General features: G+C 37.2%; 16 protein-coding genes. 5 read left to right on the top strand and 11 right to left on the bottom strand.

Features of this window, described 5'->3' with window-relative positions:
* Positions 1–103 precede the first annotated feature (103 nt).
* Positions 104–826: a hypothetical protein gene (locus CA265_13065; protein ARS40540.1), complete on the top strand. Its 723-nt coding sequence runs from the start codon at positions 104–106 to the stop codon at positions 824–826.
* Positions 827–973: 147 nt separating this feature from the next.
* Positions 974–1,267 (top strand): hypothetical protein, encoded by a 294-nt coding sequence (locus tag CA265_13060; protein ID ARS40539.1) that lies wholly within the window; start codon positions 974–976, stop codon positions 1,265–1,267.
* Between the two features lie 227 nt (positions 1,268–1,494).
* Here CA265_13060 and CA265_13055 read toward each other — a convergent pair whose 3' ends face one another.
* The 5 genes from CA265_13055 to CA265_13035 form a co-directional block, all read right to left on the bottom strand.
* Positions 1,495–1,773 (bottom strand): hypothetical protein, encoded by a 279-nt coding sequence (locus CA265_13055; protein ARS40538.1) that lies wholly within the window; start codon positions 1,771–1,773, stop codon positions 1,495–1,497.
* A gap of 4 nt (positions 1,774–1,777) precedes the next feature.
* Entirely contained in the window at positions 1,778–4,582 is a 2,805-nt protein-coding gene (locus CA265_13050; protein ARS40537.1) for a hypothetical protein, read from the bottom strand.
* A gap of 2,366 nt (positions 4,583–6,948) precedes the next feature.
* Positions 6,949–7,827: an EamA family transporter gene (locus CA265_13045; GenBank protein ID ARS40536.1), complete on the bottom strand. Its 879-nt coding sequence runs from the start codon at positions 7,825–7,827 to the stop codon at positions 6,949–6,951.
* A gap of 2 nt (positions 7,828–7,829) precedes the next feature.
* Positions 7,830–8,933, bottom strand: coding sequence for a permease (locus CA265_13040; protein ARS40535.1), 1,104 nt, complete (start codon positions 8,931–8,933; stop codon positions 7,830–7,832).
* Between the two features lies 1 nt (position 8,934).
* The gene (locus tag CA265_13035) at positions 8,935–10,065 is read right to left on the bottom strand and encodes a tRNA guanosine(34) transglycosylase Tgt (protein ARS40534.1); all 1,131 of its coding nucleotides are present in this window, start codon (positions 10,063–10,065) and stop codon (positions 8,935–8,937) included.
* A 258-nt stretch (positions 10,066–10,323) separates the two neighbouring features.
* On the opposite strand from CA265_13035, the gene CA265_13030 reads away from it, so the two are divergent.
* Both CA265_13030 and CA265_13025 read left to right on the top strand, forming a co-directional pair.
* A complete protein-coding gene (locus tag CA265_13030) occupies positions 10,324–11,424 on the top strand; it encodes a transmembrane glycosyltransferase (GenBank protein ID ARS42977.1) in 1,101 nt (366 codons plus the stop codon).
* Positions 11,425–11,450: 26 nt separating this feature from the next.
* Entirely contained in the window at positions 11,451–12,086 is a 636-nt protein-coding gene (locus CA265_13025) for a 16S rRNA (guanine(527)-N(7))-methyltransferase RsmG (GenBank protein ID ARS40533.1), read from the top strand.
* An 18-nt stretch (positions 12,087–12,104) separates the two neighbouring features.
* Here the strand turns inward: CA265_13025 and CA265_13020 are convergent, their stop codons facing one another.
* The 6 genes from CA265_13020 to CA265_12995 all read right to left on the bottom strand — a co-directional run bounded on the left by CA265_13020 (position 12,105) and on the right by CA265_12995 (position 19,889).
* On the bottom strand, positions 12,105–13,907 hold the full coding sequence (locus tag CA265_13020; GenBank protein ARS40532.1) for a hypothetical protein: 1,803 nt from the start codon (positions 13,905–13,907) through the stop codon (positions 12,105–12,107).
* Complete coding sequence (locus CA265_13015; GenBank protein ID ARS40531.1) at positions 13,904–14,275, bottom strand: transcriptional regulator; 372 nt, start codon at positions 14,273–14,275, stop codon at positions 13,904–13,906. The genes CA265_13020 and CA265_13015 overlap by 4 nt, the downstream gene beginning before the upstream one ends.
* A gap of 179 nt (positions 14,276–14,454) precedes the next feature.
* Entirely contained in the window at positions 14,455–15,429 is a 975-nt protein-coding gene (locus CA265_13010; GenBank protein ARS40530.1) for a peptidase M20, read from the bottom strand.
* Between the two features lie 12 nt (positions 15,430–15,441).
* A complete protein-coding gene (locus CA265_13005) occupies positions 15,442–15,852 on the bottom strand; it encodes a hypothetical protein (protein ID ARS40529.1) in 411 nt (136 codons plus the stop codon).
* Positions 15,852–16,061 carry a hypothetical protein gene (locus CA265_13000; GenBank protein ID ARS40528.1) on the bottom strand — a complete coding sequence of 70 codons (210 nt, stop codon included), beginning with the start codon at positions 16,059–16,061 and terminating at the stop codon, positions 15,852–15,854. The genes CA265_13005 and CA265_13000 overlap by 1 nt, the downstream gene beginning before the upstream one ends.
* Before the next feature lie 288 nt (positions 16,062–16,349).
* Entirely contained in the window at positions 16,350–19,889 is a 3,540-nt protein-coding gene (locus CA265_12995) for a chromosome segregation protein SMC (protein ID ARS40527.1), read from the bottom strand.
* A gap of 126 nt (positions 19,890–20,015) precedes the next feature.
* On the opposite strand from CA265_12995, the gene CA265_12990 reads away from it, so the two are divergent.
* Positions 20,016–20,435 carry a hypothetical protein gene (locus tag CA265_12990; GenBank protein ID ARS40526.1) on the top strand — a complete coding sequence of 140 codons (420 nt, stop codon included), beginning with the start codon at positions 20,016–20,018 and terminating at the stop codon, positions 20,433–20,435.
* The last annotated feature ends 192 nt before the right edge of the window (positions 20,436–20,627 follow it).

Here is a 20,627-nt window from a genome sequence, read left to right as displayed (position 1 = left end):
AACGCCCCACGCCCAACGCTTCGCCCTAAACTTTCTTACCCTACATCAACGTCTGCCAAACTTCGCTGCTGTAAATTTGTATCATAAATAAGAAAGGAAATTTATGTCACAGTTTATTTTGCACAAAGAAAACACCCGCGGTCATGCTAATCATGGTTGGTTAGATGCACACCATTCATTCAGTTTTGCTAATTACTACAATCCGGAAAGGATGCACTTCGGCGTTTTAAGGGTTTTAAATGACGACAGTATTGATGGTGGAATGGGCTTTGGCTCGCACCCACACGATAACATGGAAATTATTACCATTCCATTAGCTGGTGCAATTGCACACAAAGATAGTATGGGTAACTCAGCCGTAATTAAAAACGGAGAAATTCAGGTAATGAGTGCCGGAACAGGAGTTAGCCACAGCGAGTTTAATGCAAATGCAGATGAACAATTAAATTTATTGCAAATTTGGTTATTTCCGAACCAGAAAAACGTTACCCCACGTTACGATCAGCAAACTTTAGATGTTGCAGCAAGGCACAATAACTTCCAGCAGATTTTATCGCCAAACGCGGATGATGCCGGTGTATGGATCCATCAGGATGCCTGGTTTTCGTTAGGAAAGTTTGATGAAGGTTTTGAAACCACATACCAAATCAAAAAAGCTGGAAACGGAGTTTATGCTTTCGTCATCAGCGGAGAAGTTACCATTAACGGACAGGTGTTGAGCAAAAGAGATGGATTAGGTGTTTGGGATACCGACAGCATCAGTTTTAAAGCCAATACTGCAGATGCAGAGGTTTTATTGATGGACGTTCCGATGGAATTGAATTAATTTAGAAGAATCGTCATTTCGACTGTAGTGGAGAAATCCTGAAGTAGAGATCAGGTATTTCTCCGCTTTACTGCCAATGAAAAAATTGGTATTTCAGTCGGAATGACGACTTTTTTGATCTACAACGATATTGCTTAAATTTAAAATATGCAAACTACTATACTTTATATCGGCCGCGATACAGAAATTACCGCTGTGATGAACCGCTTGTTAAATGCCCGGCCCGAATGGAAGGGTTTATGTGTTTGTAAAAATGAAGAAGCCATTTCCATTTGTAAAGAACAACAGGTAGATCTGGTTTTACTCGGAAACGGTATCGAAGCCCATTCGGAAGCCGAACTAAAAACCAAACTACTTGCTTTAAGACCAGGGTTGAAAATTATCCAGCATTATGGTGGGGGCAGTGGCTTGTTGTATGGTGAGATTATGTCAGCACTTTAACTACGAAAAAAATACCCGTCATTTCGGTAGATAATCTATTGGATAAAAATCAATGTGATGGAGAAAAAGTTTAAGAAGATCATTATCCTGAGTCGCCGTCATCTCGAGCGAAGTGCAACATAGCCGAGAGATCTATCGAAGCAGATCTCTCCATTTCACTGCGTTCCAGTCGAGATGACGATTTTGCTATTGAGTATCAGATCGTAGAACCATGCTAGTCCTAACTCTTAGCTAATATAATCTCTATCCTCGTCGCTCAATTCTTTTTTGTTCGAAACCGGTTGATTTCTTTCGATCTCATCATCATAACTGCTCACTGTTTTTCTGGGACGACCCACCACAAAACCGATAATAAAACCGATGATAATGCAAACGCCAATAACCAAAAGTTTAGATACAGGAACCGTGGTAACCAGGAAATCAAAATCAACAGGTTCGGTATTCACCATTAAAAATATGGTCAGCAATGCAGTCAGGATAATGATGGAAATTGTTTTTGCGCTCATGGTTTTAAAAGCTATAATTAAATGAAAACTCTAATATCGGATTTTGATTGTAAATCTGATTAACAAAAACCAATCTCGCTCCTAAATCTACAACAGGCTGATAGCGCAAAAGGTTTACACTTGTGTTCAATTCTACTCCGTAAGTTTTCGGATCGTTAAAGGTTGTGCCCTTCCCAATGTTTTCGTAATGGCAAAATAAACCTGCCCTAAAATTTCTGACGTAGGCTAAAGGCCCCAACTCCCAATCCGGAAAAGCAAAGGGAAAACGGTAGTTGAAAAGCAGGCTGTTTTGTAATGTGCTTTTCGCTAAAATGTTGTTGTACCCATAAACAGTTGCAATCTCGGTTGCGTACTGATTTACCCCACTTGCTTTTTGATAATTGAAGCTCGCCAAAAAGGAATGGTTTTTTGCAAGGCCTGGAAAGTAAAGGAAACTTTCGAGCGCTAAGATTTCTCCTTTTAAGTTTTTGTCAAAAGGCTGGTGATTGTAAGTTGCCCTGAATACTTGTGCCCACTTTGGTGCAATGTCTCTTTCGGTAGTGCGCACACTGTGGTTGAAAGTGAAATTATATTCCATCGGAAATTTGAGCTCGCGGATAAAACCGGTAGGCATGTTTTCGGGCATGTACCTTTGCGTAAAACTGGTCGCTGCATTTAGGGTAAAAGCATAGTTCTGATTGCGGGCATTAAACGAAAGCGGAACCGATGCATTAAGTTTAATATAGTTCTCTCTCCAATCGCCCTGTTGTGTCGCGTTTTTAGCTCTGTAGAACGTTCTTTTCGGACGGTTGCGGTACAATACACTAAATACAGGATAAAGTGCCTTATAGCTGATGTCTGCTGTGTACTCAAAACGTTTTAAATCGCGATGGTATTTTACGCCTGTATAAAAGTCCATCGTGTTGAGCAGATTGTTCGATTGCAGCTCCAGACCGAAAAGATATTCGTTGTCGATAACCGGAATAATACTGTGGAAGCTGAAAAGGTTTAAGGTTTGATGGTAGCGTTTAACCTGGTAGGTGCTGTCTGGAATTTTGTCGAAAACATTCCCCACATTTTCCTGCTTTTCAGCAGCAGCCGAAAAATCGACAAAGTTATTTTCGCCGACTGGTTTTTCGGATAAGGCTGCCTCCGCAATTTCGTAACCATTGATTTTATAATTGTTAAAAATGATTTTTCCGTCAGCAGTTTCGCTGGGGTTAAAGGCTCCGTATTTCGAAGCACTAAGGGCATTGATTTTTTTCGAAACAGGATCTATGCTGTAGATATTGTCGATGCCGTTAAAGTGTGCATTGAAAACAATTTTGTTGTTGATGAAAACCGGGCGGCTGAGCTGTTGCCTGCTGTTCGAAATCAGCAGCGATTTTTTTTCTCCGTCAATCAGCCATAAACTTTTTCCTTTCTCAGTTACACCGATATAGGCAACCTTATTTCCTGATTCATCAAAGGAAGGTGTCTGCAGGATTTCGTTTTCAAGATTGGGGTAGGTCTTTAAAATTTTTCCTGAAGCTGCATCTAACTCTACCAAATTAAACTGATTGTTCAGCTCCACTTTTGAAGCGATGATTTTCTTCCCGTCGTTAGAAAGGCTGGGCGAGAAGAGCCTGCTTTTGCTGCTTAATTTTTTGAATTTTTTAGTCTTTAAATTGTAGGAACAGATGACGCTATAACTCCGTTGTTTGTAACGCGGATCGTAGCGTATTTCATCCCAAACCAAAAGCTCGTTTTTTAACGTAAACCATGGCTGTTCCTGGTAACCAATTCCGAATAATTTTTGCTCTGATTTATCTTCGTTAATAACTACAAAATAACGTGCATCAGTCTTGCTTTCTTTGAGTGCTAAAACCTGGTTTTTATTTAGCCGTACAGGGAGGAAATAATCCGTTGCCAGAGCGGGTTTTTTATTTAAGCTTTCATAGCTTTCTGTAACCGATTTTTCTTCCTGTATTTTCCATTTTTCAGCAAGCTTGTTTTGAGTGGAAAGAAAGTAAGTTCTGGAGTTTTGTTTCGTGAATTTTTTTAAGCTCTGCGAAAAGGGGTACGGCCTTACCGGTCTTTTTCTAATGTCGCTAAGTAGACTGTCGGAAATGAACTGACCATATTTTTCTTTCATATCCGATACCATCAAATATCCGGTTTGGTAATAGCCGGGAGTAACGTCTTTGTTCGAACCGAAATAGGCCTTGCTGTATGATATTTTTTTGCCTTCCAAAATGGAAGCGCGGTAAGGCATGATCCAACTGGGCTGCCGGCCTCTGCCCGAATTGGTCAAAGCGGTTTCGTTAACCACTGCATCACCTTCGAAAAACCAGGTAGGGATGCCCGCCCCGAAGTAAGCGAAGTAAACCAGTTCAGGAAAGGGGTGTGCTTGTGTTCCTGTCAATTTGTCAAACTGGGCAATGTGCCTAAGCTCATGCACCGCCAGGTTATTTAGCCAATCCTGACTGTCGAAAAACTGGGGTGGGGTTGCATAGAATTCAGACTTCTTGGGCGCGAGCTGAACAAAGCCATTTGCTACAGTTCCGCGGTTCTGCAAGAGGAGTGGAATGGTGGTTTTTTGCTGCCTTAAACCCAGTCCTATTTTCGGGTAGATGAAGGGTAGGGTATTGGCCATTCTTTGGGCTTCTTTCTCCAGTTCTTGCGGATAGATGATTTTAAAGCCCCCTGCAGAAATATAGTTCCATTTTACACTAAGTGGGTTTTGTGCAGTGCTAAAAATCTGACCAAAAACCGATAGTGATGTGAAACTTAAAGTAATTGCACTTAAATACTTGATAATTAGTTTCTTGTTTGATATGTTTAAATTCATCTAAATTCTTTGCTAAAATATTTAGTTTTTTAAAATTTGCAACTGCTGATTTTTGTAAATTTTTAATTGATGTGAAATTATTTAAGTTGTTGATTTTTAAATTTTAATGAAATTTATATAAATCCTTAATTTGTTGGTTTTATCTCTAATTTTTATTTATTTTTATGGCTGATTTGTGCTCAAGTCAGCATTTTTAATCGCTTTGATTTTATTGATTTAATTTACACTTATTAATCGATTTTCTTCGAAAATTTTAACGCCTTTTTTAATTGGTGTATGGTTTTTGAGAAATCGGCAAGGCAAAGGCAATGGCTTAAAATGTGTCTTTATTTGATAGGTTTTGCTGCTATTTTTTGGCTCTTTAATGCGGGAAAAACAGTCAGGATTTTAGCTCGAATAATCTGCTTTAAAATTGAATTCAGCAGATCTGAATTTTGCTAAATCATCACATGGTATCTGTCAGGTTTTAAGGCAAAAGTTAAGGGTTGAATGCGGCCTTCAAAATTTTTGCGCATGTGCTCGATTAGATTGTGGTGACAAAATGTCTTTATTTTTTAGCTGTTATTTAGCTTGTATGTTGTTGATCTTTTAACTCGTTTTCAGTATTTGCTATCTGATTTTGATCAATAATCGGAAAGCGAAATGGCTGCCCGATTACCAAAATTGATCGCTTTAATTGAGTTTGGAGCACGGTTTTTACGCCCATTTTCTTGCTTAAAATTTGATCTTAAAGACGAAAACTGTATGTTTTTTTGCTGTTTAGGCGCCCGAAATCGATAATAATTTGGCCCTATAATGCGATTTCCTGACGATATTCGTGAATAATGGTGTTTTCAGGTTATTTTAAATGGAATTTCATTTTTGTTTAAAAAATGCTGTTTATGGTGGTTTAAAAGCAGTTTTTTACTGTTTTTGTCTTTGTTCTTTTAAAATTGAGAATGGACTGCTTTTTCTCTCGTACCTGGTGAAAAGCATGCTAAAATTTGGTTTTATAGCCGTGATTTTCGTCCATATTTTTGCGCTTGGCAATCATAAAGTGGCCTGTATTTTTCGTGTTTCTAAAGAAGGTTTTGATGAAATCCAAAACCATTGTCGATTGAAGACTGAACTTTTAAGACAAGTTATCACCTTTTACTATAGCGCCTTTAATTCAGGGTGTTGTGAAATTTCAATAGAAAATACTTCATAACAATTACCACTATCGAGTATTGTTTTTGGCCTTTCTTCTTGCTTGTTTTGGTGGTATTTTTCGTTGAATTGGATGAGTTTTTTTATAGCGTTTTAATCAGCTTATCTAGCTGCTTTTTTTGAGTTTTCTACCGTTTAATTGGGCGAGGATTTTTGCTAAATGATGTCGTAGATTTTTATTCTTTTTGGAGGCTTTATAATTGCAAAAACAGGCTAGTCATGAGCTTGGGTGTAGCTTAAAATAAAGCTGGTATTTTTGACTTAATTTAGCTGCTGATTTGATTGGTTTTTACATTTAAGTTCTCCGGTATTTTGACTCCAATTCTGGTTTGTTATCGGGGGTGGGTTAGTGGTGTTTAAGCGTTTTTTATCGTAGGAAGCTTTTGGCTGTGAAGCTTACAAGTAGGTCTTGATCTTGTGTGGTATAGCCAAATTTTAAAGTTGTTTATTTAGTGTTTTGTTGATCTTTATCTGATCTTATTACATAAATGAGCGTCTGCTTGGTTTACTAGAAAAATGCAGGGTGAAGTAATTAAACTCCGTTGTTGGATTCGCTTTAGTTTAATGATTTTGAATGATGCCGGATCGCTCTTTTAGTATGTTTCTTGTCCTTCATTCCATAGTGGGAAAATGAACTATAACGGTTTTCTGATCATTAAGGAGTTAAGAAAGTTAAGGTTTTGAATCCCGCAGATTGTGTTTGAATTTTCTGTGATGAGGTATTAAGAATATGGTTGTAAACTGTGGTTGTTTTCGATTTTATACTGCTGAATATATTGCATTTTAATGCTCGTCATTCTCTTCATTTACGATTGTGTTTTTGTTCTGAGGGTGTGATTGAAACTGACCTTGCAGTAAAGTTGAACATCAAGATCTTTATATCGTAAGGTATCGGTTTGCGGCGTATACTCATTTGTTTTTGCATCTGTAAACAAGCTCATCTCGATGCCTTTGAGAGATCAGGTTCACCTTAAAATGATGAACCGTGATAAGCTTTCTCCTTTTGTTTTTGCCTGGTCTTTATAAGGAAATTTAACGCTGAAGTTTTAAGTATTGTATAACCTGGAAAGAGGAGCAGGCGACAATAGGAACGATTGAAAAATTGATCCGGTTGGTATAAAGCTATATGGAAATTTAAATGGTTTTTATCGAAACCTTGAATATTCTCGAAGGTGTATTTACAGTTGGTTTTTCCTTTTTTTATAAATCGGATATAGAAAAATAGAAGCCAGAATAATGGTTGCGCCAATATAAAATCCACCTGTCATCTGCTCTTTATTTTGAAAGAAAATGAAGGCCAGTACGATTCCGTACACGGGTTCCAGATTGGTAATTAACGCTACCCTAAAAGCCGATAAAGTTCTCATTACTGCAACACCGGCAACGTACGCAACAGATGTACAAAGTGTGCCAAGAAGAGCAAGATAAAACCAGTTTTTAGCGCTTAAGTTGAAAGCTGTGTTTATCAGCGTTCCATCATATAAACGGTATAAAGTGATCCAGAAGAAAGCGCCTACCAGTTCGTAAAAACTAATGATAGACGGTTCGCTTTTTTGAACCAGGGTTGAATTTATTGTGGAAAAAAGACTCGAAGCTACCGCTGCCAGTAAACCAAAAATAATCCCAAGGGTATATTGACCTTCAAATTTAAAGATCATGTATATGCCCAATATGATGAGTAAACCGATTAAAATATCGCCCATTTGTATCGGCTGTTTTTTAATCAGCGGTTCTAAAATTGCGGTAAATAAAGTGAAGGAAGAGAGGCATACCAAAGTGACCGAAACAGTAGAAACTTTAATGGCATGAAAGAAAAATATCCAGTGAATGGCTACAATTCCGCCGGTTAAAAAGAATTGGATAAACTGTTTTTTGGTGATCTTAATGTTCTTTTTGGTGATTAAAAACCAGGCGAAAAGTGTGGTGGATGCAATTAAAACCCGGTACCATACCATAGGCACGGCATCGATAGAAATTACTTTACCCAGTACGCCTGTAAAGCCCCAAACCAACACCGTAAGGTGAAGGATCAGTAAATTCTTTTTGGTAGCTTCCATTGCTATTTTGGTGCTTTTCTTAATAGGTAAAAACCTAATAACCCAAAGAATAATGTAGGCATAATAACAGCAGCAAAAGGCGGTAATCCCCCTTTAGTAGAAAACATTTGCGTGAACTGATTAAATACGATATAAGCAAAGCTAATGAAGATTCCGATACCTAAGGATACACCGACCCCTCCGCGTACTTTACGTGATGAGAGTGCTACGCCTATAAGCGTTAATACAAAGGCAGAAAGCGGATGAAGATAACGTTTATATTTTTCGAACTGAAGATCGTTCATTACCCCCGTTCCGCGGATTCTTTCTTTCCTGATCTTGTCAGAAAGTTCCTTTGTGGTTAAATTCTGCACTACATTATCATATGCAGAAAAATCATCCGGACGCATATCCAAAATGGTATCCTTCAACTTCCCGTTGCCATAAATCATGGTTTCTTTCAAGCCGTCAATTTTACGGATGGAGTAATTGTTCAGCTGCCATTTGCGTTTCAGCGAATCCCATTTTATGTTTTCTGCAACGATTTTTTTGGTGAGTATATCTCCACTAAAATTATCCAAAGAAAACCGATATCCTGAATTCGTTTTGTTGTCGAAATTGTCAATGTAGATATAGGTTTTGTCATCCAGTTTCATATGGATGTTTGATTTAGTGGAAGGATCATTCCGCTTTACGTAAGTATTCTCAAAGCTGTTTTTTAGGGTATTGGTATAAGGGAGGATGTATAGATTTGAAAGCAGGTTGGCTGAGAAAATAATCGTAGCCGACACTAAATAAGGAAATAAAAAGCGGTTAAAACTTACGCCACCACTTAAAATTGGTACAATTTCAGTCTGATCGGCCATTTTAGCGGTAAAGAAAATTACCGCAATAAAATTGATCAGTGGTGAAAGCATATTCACATAAAAAGGAATGGAGCCTGCATAGTATTTAGAGAGGATCCCCCAAAAACTAAGACCGCTTTTCATGAAATCATCCATCTTTTCCGATAAATCGAATACGACAATAATGATCACAAAAATGGCCAGGGTATAAATAAATGTACCCAGGTATTTCCCGATAATGTATTGATCGATGATTTTTATTCTCCCTTTTAACAGACTCATTTTATAGCTTATTGCCTAATACTTTAACCATTTTGTTTTTCCACTCGTAAAATTCACCAGCAATGATCTTTTCCCTGGCCTGTTTGACCAGCCAAAGATAGAAATGTAGGTTATGCAAGGTAGCAATTTGAGCGCCAAGCATCTCCTTACTATGTACTAAATGTCTTAAATATGCTTTACTGGTGACTAAATCAGCGTGAAGATCGCTCTCTGCATCCAATGGAGAAAAATCGTTCTCCCATTTCTTGTTTCTGATGTTAATAATACCATTTCTCGTAAAAAGCATGCCATTTCTGGCATTTCGGGTTGGCATTACACAATCGAACATATCGATACCGAGTGCAATATTCTCTAAAATATTGATCGGCGTACCAACACCCATTAAATAACGCGGTTTTTCCTCCGATAATATATTACACACCACTTCAGTCATGGCATACATCTCTTCGGCTGGCTCACCAACGGATAAACCACCAATGGCATTCCCCTCACGATCCATGCTGGCAATAAATTCAGCAGATTTTATACGTAAATCTTTATATACCGAACCCTGAACAATAGGGAAAAGGGTCTGGTCGAAACCATATTTAGGTTCAGTGCTATCAAAACGTGCACAACAGCGTTTTAACCAACGGTGTGTCATTTTAATGGATTGCGCAGCATAAGTGTAATCGCATGGGTATGGGGTACACTCATCAAAAGCCATGATGATATCAGCACCAATAGTGCGCTGGATATCCATTGCATATTCTGGGGTGAAAAGGTGTTTTGACCCATCAATGTGTGAGTGAAAAGTAACACCTTCTTCCTTAATCTTACGCACTTTGCTTAAAGAATATACCTGGTAACCTCCACTATCGGTTAAAATAGGGCGGTCCCAGCCAATAAATTGATGTAATCCACCAGCTTTTTCAAGGATGTCTAAACCTGGTCTTAAATATAAATGATAAGTATTACCTAGAATGATTTTAGCATCAATATCGTCTTTAAGTTCGCGCTGATGTACGGCCTTTACCGTTCCAGCTGTGCCCACAGGCATAAAAATAGGGGTTTGTATTTCGCCATGAGCAGTGGTTACTGTTCCAGCTCTGGCTTTAGATAGTGGATCGTTAGCCTGTAAACTAAATTTCATCTGTTTCTATATTATTTTTCTCCAATTGTTAGCTGGAGCTTACCACCTTCAAAATACGTTTTATTAAATTAATTATTATTTTGATGGCAGACGGTTTATATGTGTTTTTTCTCGTCGAAAATCTGCCAAAAATAGCAAAAATTGAGGGCATATTTTTGTTTAATTTTTTATCCACATAAAAGTGATTTACAGATTAAAAATGAGAAATTTGCGCCTATTTATTTTACCATCGTGATATTAACCCTGCTTGAAATTATTCTGCTCTCGATATTGGCTTTTTGCCTGTTGGTTCAGCTTTACTATGTACTTTTTGTTCATTTGAAATTGGCCAATGTAAACATCGAGGAAGTCCCGTTATCGGCCCAAAAACCCATAAGTGTAATTGTTTGTGCCCGAAACGAAATTGTAAATTTAACGCAGTATCTGCCTACATTATTAAACCAGGATTATCCGGAATTCGAAATTGTGGTGGTTAACGACCGCTCCTGGGATGGTACAGAAGAATTTCTTGAACAACTGGAAAAGCAACACCGTAACCTGAAAGTAGTTAAGATTTTAGATAACGATAAATTTATAGCAGGTAAAAAATTCGCGGTAACCATGGGAATAAAGGCTGCAAAGTATGATTGGCTGGTTTTTACTGATGCAGATTGTACGCCAGCTTCCGAACGTTGGTTAATGGATATGCAACAACCTGCCGACGAAAATACGGAGATCGTTTTGGGCTATTCACCTTATCTGAAGAAAAGAAGTCTGTTAAATGCACTCATTCGGTTCGAAACCTTTTTTACTGCGGTAAATTATTTGTCTTTTGCGCTAAAAGGCATGCCATATATGGGCGTTGGGCGCAATATGGCCTACAAAAAATCACTTTTTTTCAAAAATAAAGGCTTTGCAGCACACATGCATATCCCATCCGGAGATGATGATTTATTCGTAAACGCACATGCCAATAAATACAATACTGAAATCCGTTTACACCGCGACAGTCATGTTTGGAGTGAACCTAACAGTACCTGGGGAGGTTATCTGAGGCAGAAAAAACGTCATTTTGGTGCCGGAAAGCTGTATAAATCAAAACATAAATTTATTTTGAGCCTTCAGATTGTGTTTCAGTTTCTGTTTTATGCTTTCTTTGCCGCATGTATGTTCTTTAGTCGTGAGGTCCAATATGTAGCGCTCGGAATCCTTGGCTTAAGCATCATCATCAGGTGTTTTATCTATCCAAAATTGCTGAAACGCTTAAACTATAGCGATTTGCGTTGGTGGTTCCCGATTTTAGACATACTTTTGTTTCTGTTTTTAACCCTGAACGGATTTTTAGCCCTATTTGGCAAGAAAAAAGTTAACTGGAAATAATTCAATAATCCTATAGTAATTGCAATATGCTTGATGTAAAACCCGATATCGTTTTAAAATATTTTCCTGACTTAAGTGACAAACAAATTGCTCAATTCTCACAATTGTTCGATTTATATCGCTATTGGAATGCGCAGATTAATGTAATTTCGAGAAAAGATATTGAAGAATTATATGAGCGCCATGTATTACACTCTTTAGGCATAGCTAAAGTTTGCACTTTTAAAGCCGGCGAATCTGTTTTAGATGTAGGTACAGGTGGCGGTTTTCCGGGCATTCCATTGGCCATCCTGTTTCCTGAAACGGAATTTTATCTGGTCGATTCTATCGGAAAAAAGATTAAAGTGGTAAAAGAAGTGGCTTCTGCCTTAGGTTTGGAGAATTTAAGGGCTGATCATTTAAGGGCAGAACAAATTAAAGAGAAATTTAACTTTGTGGTATCGAGAGCCGTTACGCGTTTAGGCGAATTTTACCCATGGATACAGGGGAAATTTAAAAAAGATACGTTAAATGCCATTCCAAATGGGATTTTGTACTTAAAAGGTGGCGATTTGGCAGAAGAGATTAAAGAATCAAAACTGAAAGCAGAATTATATCCGCTTTCAGCTTATTTTGAAGAAGATTTCTTCGAAACGAAATACGTGGTTTACGTACCGCAATAGTTATCTTATAAATGTACATTATATAAAGCTCCCTTCAACAGGAATAATGATTGGAGATTTTTGTCCGATGAAGTATATAGATATTTTTTGAGAAACATTACCTTTCATTGCGTTTCTTATGACCACATCAATGCTGAAATTTTTGTTAGGTATTAAAGTCTTAGAGTTAGTTTTCAACTCTAAAAAATCACAGTCAGTAGTTATTTTTTCTATTTTAAGATTCTCATTAGATATATTGTTCAAAAGAATCAAGCCTGCGTAATCTTTATCTGATCGTAGATTATTGAACTCTACCTTTGGTATTAAAAGTTTTAGTTTCCCAAAATAAATCTTGTAATCACCCATCCCTTTTTCATAGGCCTTAATCAATACTTCCTTTAAGTTTTTATCAGATGTTGACGTAGGTTTACGCTCTATTGTTTGGTATTTAATATCCGTTGAAGCTTGAGCTGTTTTAGTATCCATAGCAGCCCAGTAAGCTTTTATAGTTACTTTTTTTAGTTTTTTCTTTTTGGTTGTATCCTGCTCAATGGGAGGTGGAGGAGCTAAAATTATAATTTTTTGTGATGAGTTAGCTGGTAGTTTTACTTTCGGCGGAGTGCCTATGATCTCAGGATTTGAACTGAAAATCTCAATAGCACCATGACTAGCTTTTTCACCATATTTTGCCTTAGCAGTTGCTGGATTTAACCTAATCATATGTTTTATGTTTTTTACGCCCCCACTCGTGCCTGCTTTTATTTCTTTGCCATTTAGAAGTATTAACTTTTTTGTATATGTCGTTAGTTTTTTTGATTTAGGATCTCTACGTAAGGCTAAATACAATTCATTGGGATTTGGTACGTGTATGCCATCATTACTGTCGAATGCTTTTTTAACTGTATCTTGTTTTGTTGACGGTAATTTCAAGGAAGGGCCAAGTTCCACAAAACCATAATTTTTTGTAAAAGCCATGGTAGAAATGCATAATATGCCTGCAGTAACGGGCAGTGCTAGTAGCAATTTGAGCTTTGCCCAACGTGCTGATTTCTTTTGATTTAGCATGTTAATTCTCTTTTTTAATATTGATGAACTGAATATTTGGTTAGTTAATGTTAAGTTTTGGATCCCCGTTGAATTTTGGATCAGAAACATTGCATAATGATATTTTTCTACATCGCATCTCGTTGTTTCTTCATCGGCCAGGTACTCGTGGATTAACTTAATGTCTTTTTTAACGAGATAAACGATTGGGTTAAACCAGTTGATGATTTGAATGATTTCGAATAACAGCACATCCAGACTGTGTTTTTGTTTAATGTGCACCAGCTCATGTTTGAGTATGGTGTTTTTTTCTGCCAACTGTGGATCTAAAAAAAGGAGATTGAAGAATGAAAAAGCTATTTTAGAATCTTTTAAATCAATGATTTTCACTCCATTATCCAATTTAATAGATGGTAGTTTACGCATGTGGATAATTCTGGATAAGTTAAAGAGCATTTTAAGCAGAAAAACAAGGGTAACCAAAGTATAAATTGCGATAATCAGGTGATCACTATTGAAGATACTGGGTTGATGACTTTCCAGCGGCAAATTTTCTGGAATCATCACCTGGTCAACAACCGTTTCCGTTGTAGGTGCTATCGTAACCTGTTCGATTACAGGTGCTTTTAAGAAGCCCAGCTGAAAAAATGGAAGAATAAATGCCAGTATGGAGGTGATAATTAAATAACTTCTATTTAAGCCATAAAAGGTTTCCCGGTGGAGGAATAATCTATAAAAGCCATAAAATAAGGCGAAATATAGATTTGCTTCGAGTAAATAATATAACCAGCTCATCATTTATCTTTTTTAAGTTTCTCAGCCAATTGAATAATTTCATTGAGTTCTTCAGTACTCATACTTTTTTCTTTTACCAGAAAAGAAACCAAACTTTCGTAAGAATTTTCGAAGTAATTGTTCATGACCTTGTCGAATGCAAAACGCTTGTAATCAGTTTCTTTGATAATAGGAAAGTAGATATGTGTATTGCCTATGGCTTTATGATCAACAAAACCTTTTCCTTCCAAAACCCTGATTACCGTTGAAACGGTATTGTAGGCAGGTTTGGGTTCGTTCATTTTTTCGATAACGTCTTTTACTAAGGCTTCGCCCATTTCCCAAAGGATGAGCATGATCTGTTCTTCTGCTTTTGTGAGTTCTTTTATCATATCAACTATTTTTATAGTTTGGTTAAATGAAGTTACTACTATAAAAATAGTTTTCAAACTATTTTTATAGTTTTATTTGTAATTATTTGATATACAGTTAAATAATTTTTGTTTTGAAATGTATAAGGCATAAAAAAACCTGCCGCATAGGGCAGGTTTAGGTTATTTTGTATTGTTTATTAAAACTTTTCTGATCTTTTTGGATTATCCGTCATGATCATTTTATCTTTTAACAATTGTTGTAAACCTGATTGCTTGTCGATACTTTTTACCACATCTAACACCGCACTTGCTGCATGACTGAAAAATGGCTTAGTAATGGTCGTATATTCATCTGTCGCTTTATGGTAGTCTTTATGATCTTCTACACCGAAGTATAAAAAAGGGATATTTTTAGCGTTAAAAGCCCCTTGATCGCTCTGGTTGGTCCAATCATCATGACCTTGTTTAGGATCATCATGGCCGAAAAGTAATTTGATATTGGTTTTAGTCGTATCTACATATTTCTTTAAATCAGGGTATTTAAAAGTTCCACATACATAAAGTTCACCTTTATCACTATGGCTGATCATATCCATGTTTAGATCAATGGCAATAGTGTTAATGGGTACAGGTGGATTGCCCACAAATGCTTTTGCACCTTGCAGTCCCATTTCTTCGGCATCGAAAGAAGCAAAAATGATGGTGTTGTTAGGTTTGTTTTTAGCGAAATAAGCGGCAATTTTTAATAATCCTGCAGTTCCTGATGCATTATCATCAGCACCATTAAAAACTTCATCTTTTACTACGCCTAAATGGTCGTAATGGGCAGATACCACAATAACATTGCTTCCTTTGCCTGGTATGTAGCCGATGATGTTGGTGCCATTTATTTTGGCATTGCCTCTTCCATTAAAAGTGAACTCCTGCGCATAGTTTACATGTTGGGGGTAAGATTTTAAACCTAATTTTTGAAATCTTTCAATAATATAAGCCCTGGCCATTTCAGCTCCTTTTGTTCCGGTTTTTCTACCCTGATAGGCATCTGAAGATAATACCTCAACATCTTTTAGTAATTGGGTATCCAACTTGTCCGATGTGGTATTATTTTGGTTTTTTACTGATGAACAGCAACTTAGCATCATGGCTAAGGGAAGGATATATAGGATTTTCATGGTTATAATAGATTACTGCCAAAACAATTTTAAAATAGTTGGATACAACTTGAATTTTTCATCGGCGGATAATAAGGTAGCATCTTGTTGTATCGCTGAAGAAATTATTAACCGATCGAATGGATCTCTATGTTCATTCAACAATGGGACGTTATTATAATTGAAAATTGAGGAATTTTCAATTGATAAAAACGTAAAACCATCTAAAAGTGCTTGATTATAAATGTCCTCAACAGTTACACTGAAATTGGGAAGTTTACCAAGAGATTGTTTTATTGAGATTTCGAATAAACTAATTTGACTAAAGTAAACGATATTTTCTATGTTTTGAATAATATCCAATACTTTTTTTGGGATTTTTGGACTGTTTTCCTGAAACCAAAGTAAGCAATGTGTATCTAAAAGATAGTAATTAGATGTCATTACATGTACTCTTTTAAATCATCTAGAGGATCGTTAAAATTGTCTGGGATTGATATTTTACCTTTCAGCGCACCCGGAATTCTTTTTAAGATAACTGGTTGTTCATCTGTAAGAAAGGTAACAATAACCTCTGTTTTTGTTTGTACAGGTGCTTTTTCTTTCAACGTTATCTTCCCTTTTTCGTAATATCCTTTAACTGTAGCTAACATATCCTTAAGTTGTTATAACAAATATACATTTTTTCATTATGCTATTCAAACGCTGTTTAGTTTACGGTATTGCGTTTCTAAACCTGATGGAAACGGCAGCTCCCGGCGTAAAGTCGGGACTATAGTGTACAGCAGGCCTGAAGAAGCTAGTGGTAGTAGCTTTCATTTTCTTAATTACAAAATAGATTGCTTCCCGAAAGTAGGGGCAGGCTGTCGGCTGAAAAGCCTCCTGGCAAAGACAGAAACGGTAGGTTTTGCTTTGGTCTTTCTACTTTTATCTTTAAGATTTTAAGCCGCTACTTCCCTTAAATCGACCGCTACAACCCTCGAAACACCTTGTTCTACCATGGTTACGCCATAAATAATATCGGTGCTGGCAATGGTTCGTTTGTTATGTGATACAATGATAAACTGCGATTGATCAGAGAATTTGCGGATAATATTATTAAATTTATCGATGTTGGTATCATCCAATGGGGCATCAACCTCATCGAAAATACAGAAAGGGGCAGGTTTTAACAGATAAAGTGAAAACAATAGGGCTGTAGCCGTTAAAGTTTTTTCTCCACCGGATAACTGATTGATGGATAAAGGCCTTTTCCCTTTCGGACGTGCTATAATATCAATATCAGCCTCTAACGGATTATTGATGTCTGATAAAATCAGGTCGCAGCTATCTTCTTCGTTAAATAGAGAGCGAAAAACCACGATAAAATGCTCACGTGCCTGGGTAAAGGCCTGCATAAATTTATCTTTAGCGGTATCGTCTATCTCTTTAATCGTTTGTAAAAGATCGGTTTTGGCTGCATTAAGGTCCTTTTTCTGGTTCTGGATGAAAGTGTAACGTTCTTCCATTTCTTTAAAGGCCTCCATAGCCATTGAGTTAATGGCACCAAATTCGTCCAGTTGGCGTTTCATTCGCTCTACCTTTTGGCGGAGATCAAATTCACTTTCTAAAGCTTCAATTTCAGTGTCTGTTTCTAAAAGATCGTTAATGTCGATGTTGAATTCGACAGCTAAACGTTCTTTTAAGGCATTCAGATCGATTTTTAAAGCATTCTTTTTGTCCTTAATCTCCGTTAATAAGAAATCGGTTTCTTCGCGGTTTTTACGGATATTGGTCAGGTCGTTTTCAACCTCGTTAATGCTTCCTTTACTTGTGAAATAGGCTTGCTCGGCTTCTGCAAGCCCTTTTTCCATCTCTTCACGTTGTTGATACATTTCTAAAAGCGTATCATCGTTAAGATCGGTGTGTTGTAAGGTTGCCGTAATTTGAGTCAGTGCTTCCTGTAATTCTTTGTCGTTTTGGGCGATGCGTTTGTTTAATGCTTCTTCCTGTACGAAACGGTAATCTAAATCTTTTTCTAAACCCGATAATTTGTTCTGTTGCTGGTGAAAACGGATGTTATCCTGATTGTATTTACCTGCACTTTCGTTTACCTGGTCGGCAATTTCCTGATAATTAAGTTGCTGTTCCTGTAAATTAACATGCGCTTCTTGCTGGTCTTTTTGCAATTGAACCAATGCAGGCAATTTTTCAGACAAGGCTTTTTCTATCGAAACAATCTTTTGGGCAATGTCTGTTTTGCGGTTTTCACTGGTTGTAATAAATTCCTGGTACTGGTCGCGACGGGTTTGCACAGAAATGTGTTCGTTGTTTAAACGGTTCATTTCTTGTTGCAAGGCATTAATCTGATTGATTTTTGAAGCTTCTTTTAACTCAAATATTTGATCAGTTTCGGCTTTTATCGCCGCATTATATTGATTAATCAACGATTCTGAAGCCTTGATTTCTTTTGCCAGATTTTCTAAATTCTTGGCACGACCAATCCTTTTACCTTCAAACAAACCTACCGAACCACCCGCTAAAGTGAATTTGGTTTGGGCATATTTCCCGTTTTTAGCCAAAATGGTTAAACTTTCGGTTGGCGTGACTTTAAATAAATTTTCTTGCTCAGCCACTGCGATGTACACATTTTGTAAAAGCAGGTTGCACAGGTGTTGGTATTTTTTGTCGACTTCTATTACCGATAAAGCCGAAACAAGTCCCTCATGTGTACCAATAACCGGATTTTTATCAGGAACATTTTCTAAAATGAAAAAGTTAGCCCGTCCGCGACTGGCATCGGTTAAGAGGTTAATCGCCTGAACGGCATCTGCATACTGATCAACCACATAATGGTTCATTACCGGTTCGAGGTAATTTTCTATAGCAATGCGGTAATCTTCATTACAGAATAAAATATCAGAAAGGAGCAAGGCACTTTTAGCAAAAGCGTTGTTTTTCTTTAAAAAGCGGATCGATTCGGGGAAACCTTCCAGACTATCAACCAGCGATTTTGTGAGGTTATACTCGTTTTGTTTGGCATCCTTTTTACGGTTTTCGGCCGTCAGTTTTTCCTTATTCGAACTTAGGTTGATTTCGGAAGCTGCCAGTTTTTCCTTTAAAATTTCTTCAGCCTCCGTCAGGTTTTTAATGTTGGCTTGCTTTTCCCTAACCTGGATATCAAGTTCGGCTAAAGCATGATCGAAAGCCTTTAACTCTAAGGTTTTGGTTTCGGTATCATCCACATTTCGGTTAGTTTCCTGTACCAGTGCATCTTTTTGGATATTCAGGATATCAATTTCCTTTTGCGACTGATATACGTTGTTTTGCAACTCGTTAACCGATTTAATCAGGTTGTCAATCCTGTTTTTCTCCGTCTGTTGTTGCTCGCGCAAAGTATCAAGTGTCGATTTCAGTAGCTTTAAATCAGATTCCAATCGGTTAAAAACTTCGGTTTCTGTTAAAACTTCTTCATTTAAACGTTTGATGTTGTATTTAATGTGGTTAACCTGATTTTTATCTTTTTCGAGCTCGCCAGATAAACGGGTTTCTTTTTCCTGTAAAAAACGCATCTGTTCGTTTTTTACTTTTTTCTCACTTTCGTAAGCGCGGATTTTAGAAACAAACTCGTTTGTGGCCTTTTGCTGTACGGAAAGGTTCTTTTCCTGGCTAATACTACCCAGTTTAAGCTTTTGCAGTTCGGCTTCGCCAGTATCTATTTTGTTGCTGAGTTCTGTCCGGTTTACCTGCTGATTTTGCTCCTGTGTTTCTAAAGCATTTAAGTCGGTACGGAAGAAGGCTATACGGTGAGTAGCCAACTGAACACTCAGTTCGCGGTATTGTTCTTTTAACTTATAATAACGTTCGGCTTTACGTGCCTGATTTTCTAAGGTTTTAAGGTTTTTTTCGATCTCGAAAAGTAAATCCTCAACCCGTTCTAAATCCGCTTCAGTGTCTTTTAACTTACTGAAAGTCTGTCTTTTACGTAATTTGTATTTTGAAATTCCCGATGCTTCCTCAAATAAAGAACGGCGGCTATGCTCTTTGTTGGTAATAATTTCATCAACCATTTTAAGCTCGATAATGGAATAACTATCAGAGCCGATTCCGGTATCCAGAAAAAGGTCGGTAATATCCTTTAACCTGCATTGAACATCGTTTAAACGGTATTCGCTATCGCCGTTTCTATAGAGTTTACGTGTAACAGTAACCTGCGAATAGGCGGTAGGCAAGATATTTTTGGTATTATCAAAGCTTAATGAAACCTCGGCGAGCTGCGCTTGTTTACGGTTTTTTGTCCCATTGAAAATGATGTTCTCCATCTTTTCTGAACGTAAAGCTTTGGTACTCTGCTCGCCCAAAACCCAGCGCATGGCATCGATTACATTTGATTTCCCGCAACCATTAGGCCCCACAATAGCGGTAACACCCTCATTAAAATTGATGGTCACTTTATCGCCAAAGCTCTTAAAACCTTTAATTTCTAACCTAGTAAGTTGCATGGTTTGTAATCGGGAGAACCGACCTCAATAATAAGGATAATTTTGTGGTTTTTCAAGATAAGCATTCTAAAATTTTAAGTCATATTTGGTGTTTACGATGGAAAATCAGAACTTATCGGTTAATTTATGAATATAGAATCTTTTTACACAGGCTGCCTTACTGCACAAGGAGAGAAAATTTATCTGGGAGACAAAATTCGCGGTAAATTTTTCTATAAAATGCAGGTTCAGTATGAAATGGCGACGCAGTCTTTTGTCTTGATTTCGCAAAATCCGCAATCACCTTACCGAAAGTATCTTTTATCAGATTTAGAAAAAATTGAAGGACTGAGTATAGTCGGAAATCAATTATTTTTCAAAGAGCCTAAGGTGGGGGAAAAGGTGAAAATTACAGTTGACAATAAAGGCGAATTTTTTCCTTTTGGTACTGTGGTTGAAGTTATTGAGGTGACAGATGAATGGAATGTGCAAGCTAAATCATTGGATCGTGAACAATTAATTACACTCAAGGCTGGAGAATTTCTCGAAGACCGGTCTGTTTATTAAAAGTGGAGAACGCAGAGAGAAAAGCACAGAGGGCTTAACGTTGGGCAGAATTTTCAAAAGCGATCGTGATGCTGAACTTGATTCAGCATCTATTAAGGTTTATCTATTAAAAATCCTGACCCGATGTAAAATCGGGTCAGGATGATGAATCTTTGTTAATTTTCTGTGTAGCTGAGTTTCCGTGGCTAAATG

This window comes from Sphingobacteriaceae bacterium GW460-11-11-14-LB5 (genome assembly GCA_002151545.1).
Classification (GTDB): domain Bacteria; phylum Bacteroidota; class Bacteroidia; order Sphingobacteriales; family Sphingobacteriaceae; genus Pedobacter.
The sequence above is the reverse complement of the archived record's forward strand: the minus strand, read 5'-3'. Positions and strand labels throughout refer to the sequence as shown.

Bases quoted from the DNA above. Each gene is read 5' to 3' on its own strand.
- CA265_13010 (ARS40530.1), bottom strand. From the start codon at position 15,429: ATGAAAATCCTATATATCCTTCCCTTAGCCATGATGCTAAGTTGCTGT.
- CA265_13020 (ARS40532.1), bottom strand. From the start codon at position 13,907: ATGATGAGCTGGTTATATTATTTACTCGAAGCAAATCTATATTTCGCC.
- CA265_12990 (ARS40526.1), top strand. From the start codon at position 20,016: ATGAATATAGAATCTTTTTACACAGGCTGCCTTACTGCACAAGGAGAG.
- CA265_13025 (ARS40533.1), top strand. From the start codon at position 11,451: ATGCTTGATGTAAAACCCGATATCGTTTTAAAATATTTTCCTGACTTA.
- CA265_13065 (ARS40540.1), top strand. From the start codon at position 104: ATGTCACAGTTTATTTTGCACAAAGAAAACACCCGCGGTCATGCTAAT.
- CA265_13005 (ARS40529.1), bottom strand. From the start codon at position 15,852: ATGACATCTAATTACTATCTTTTAGATACACATTGCTTACTTTGGTTT.
- CA265_13000 (ARS40528.1), bottom strand. From the start codon at position 16,061: ATGTTAGCTACAGTTAAAGGATATTACGAAAAAGGGAAGATAACGTTG.
- CA265_13055 (ARS40538.1), bottom strand. From the start codon at position 1,773: ATGAGCGCAAAAACAATTTCCATCATTATCCTGACTGCATTGCTGACC.
- CA265_13060 (ARS40539.1), top strand. From the start codon at position 974: ATGCAAACTACTATACTTTATATCGGCCGCGATACAGAAATTACCGCT.
- CA265_13040 (ARS40535.1), bottom strand. From the start codon at position 8,933: ATGAGTCTGTTAAAAGGGAGAATAAAAATCATCGATCAATACATTATC.
- CA265_13045 (ARS40536.1), bottom strand. From the start codon at position 7,827: ATGGAAGCTACCAAAAAGAATTTACTGATCCTTCACCTTACGGTGTTG.
- CA265_12995 (ARS40527.1), bottom strand. From the start codon at position 19,889: ATGCAACTTACTAGGTTAGAAATTAAAGGTTTTAAGAGCTTTGGCGAT.
- CA265_13015 (ARS40531.1), bottom strand. From the start codon at position 14,275: ATGATAAAAGAACTCACAAAAGCAGAAGAACAGATCATGCTCATCCTT.
- CA265_13050 (ARS40537.1), bottom strand. From the start codon at position 4,582: ATGAATTTAAACATATCAAACAAGAAACTAATTATCAAGTATTTAAGT.
- CA265_13035 (ARS40534.1), bottom strand. From the start codon at position 10,065: ATGAAATTTAGTTTACAGGCTAACGATCCACTATCTAAAGCCAGAGCT.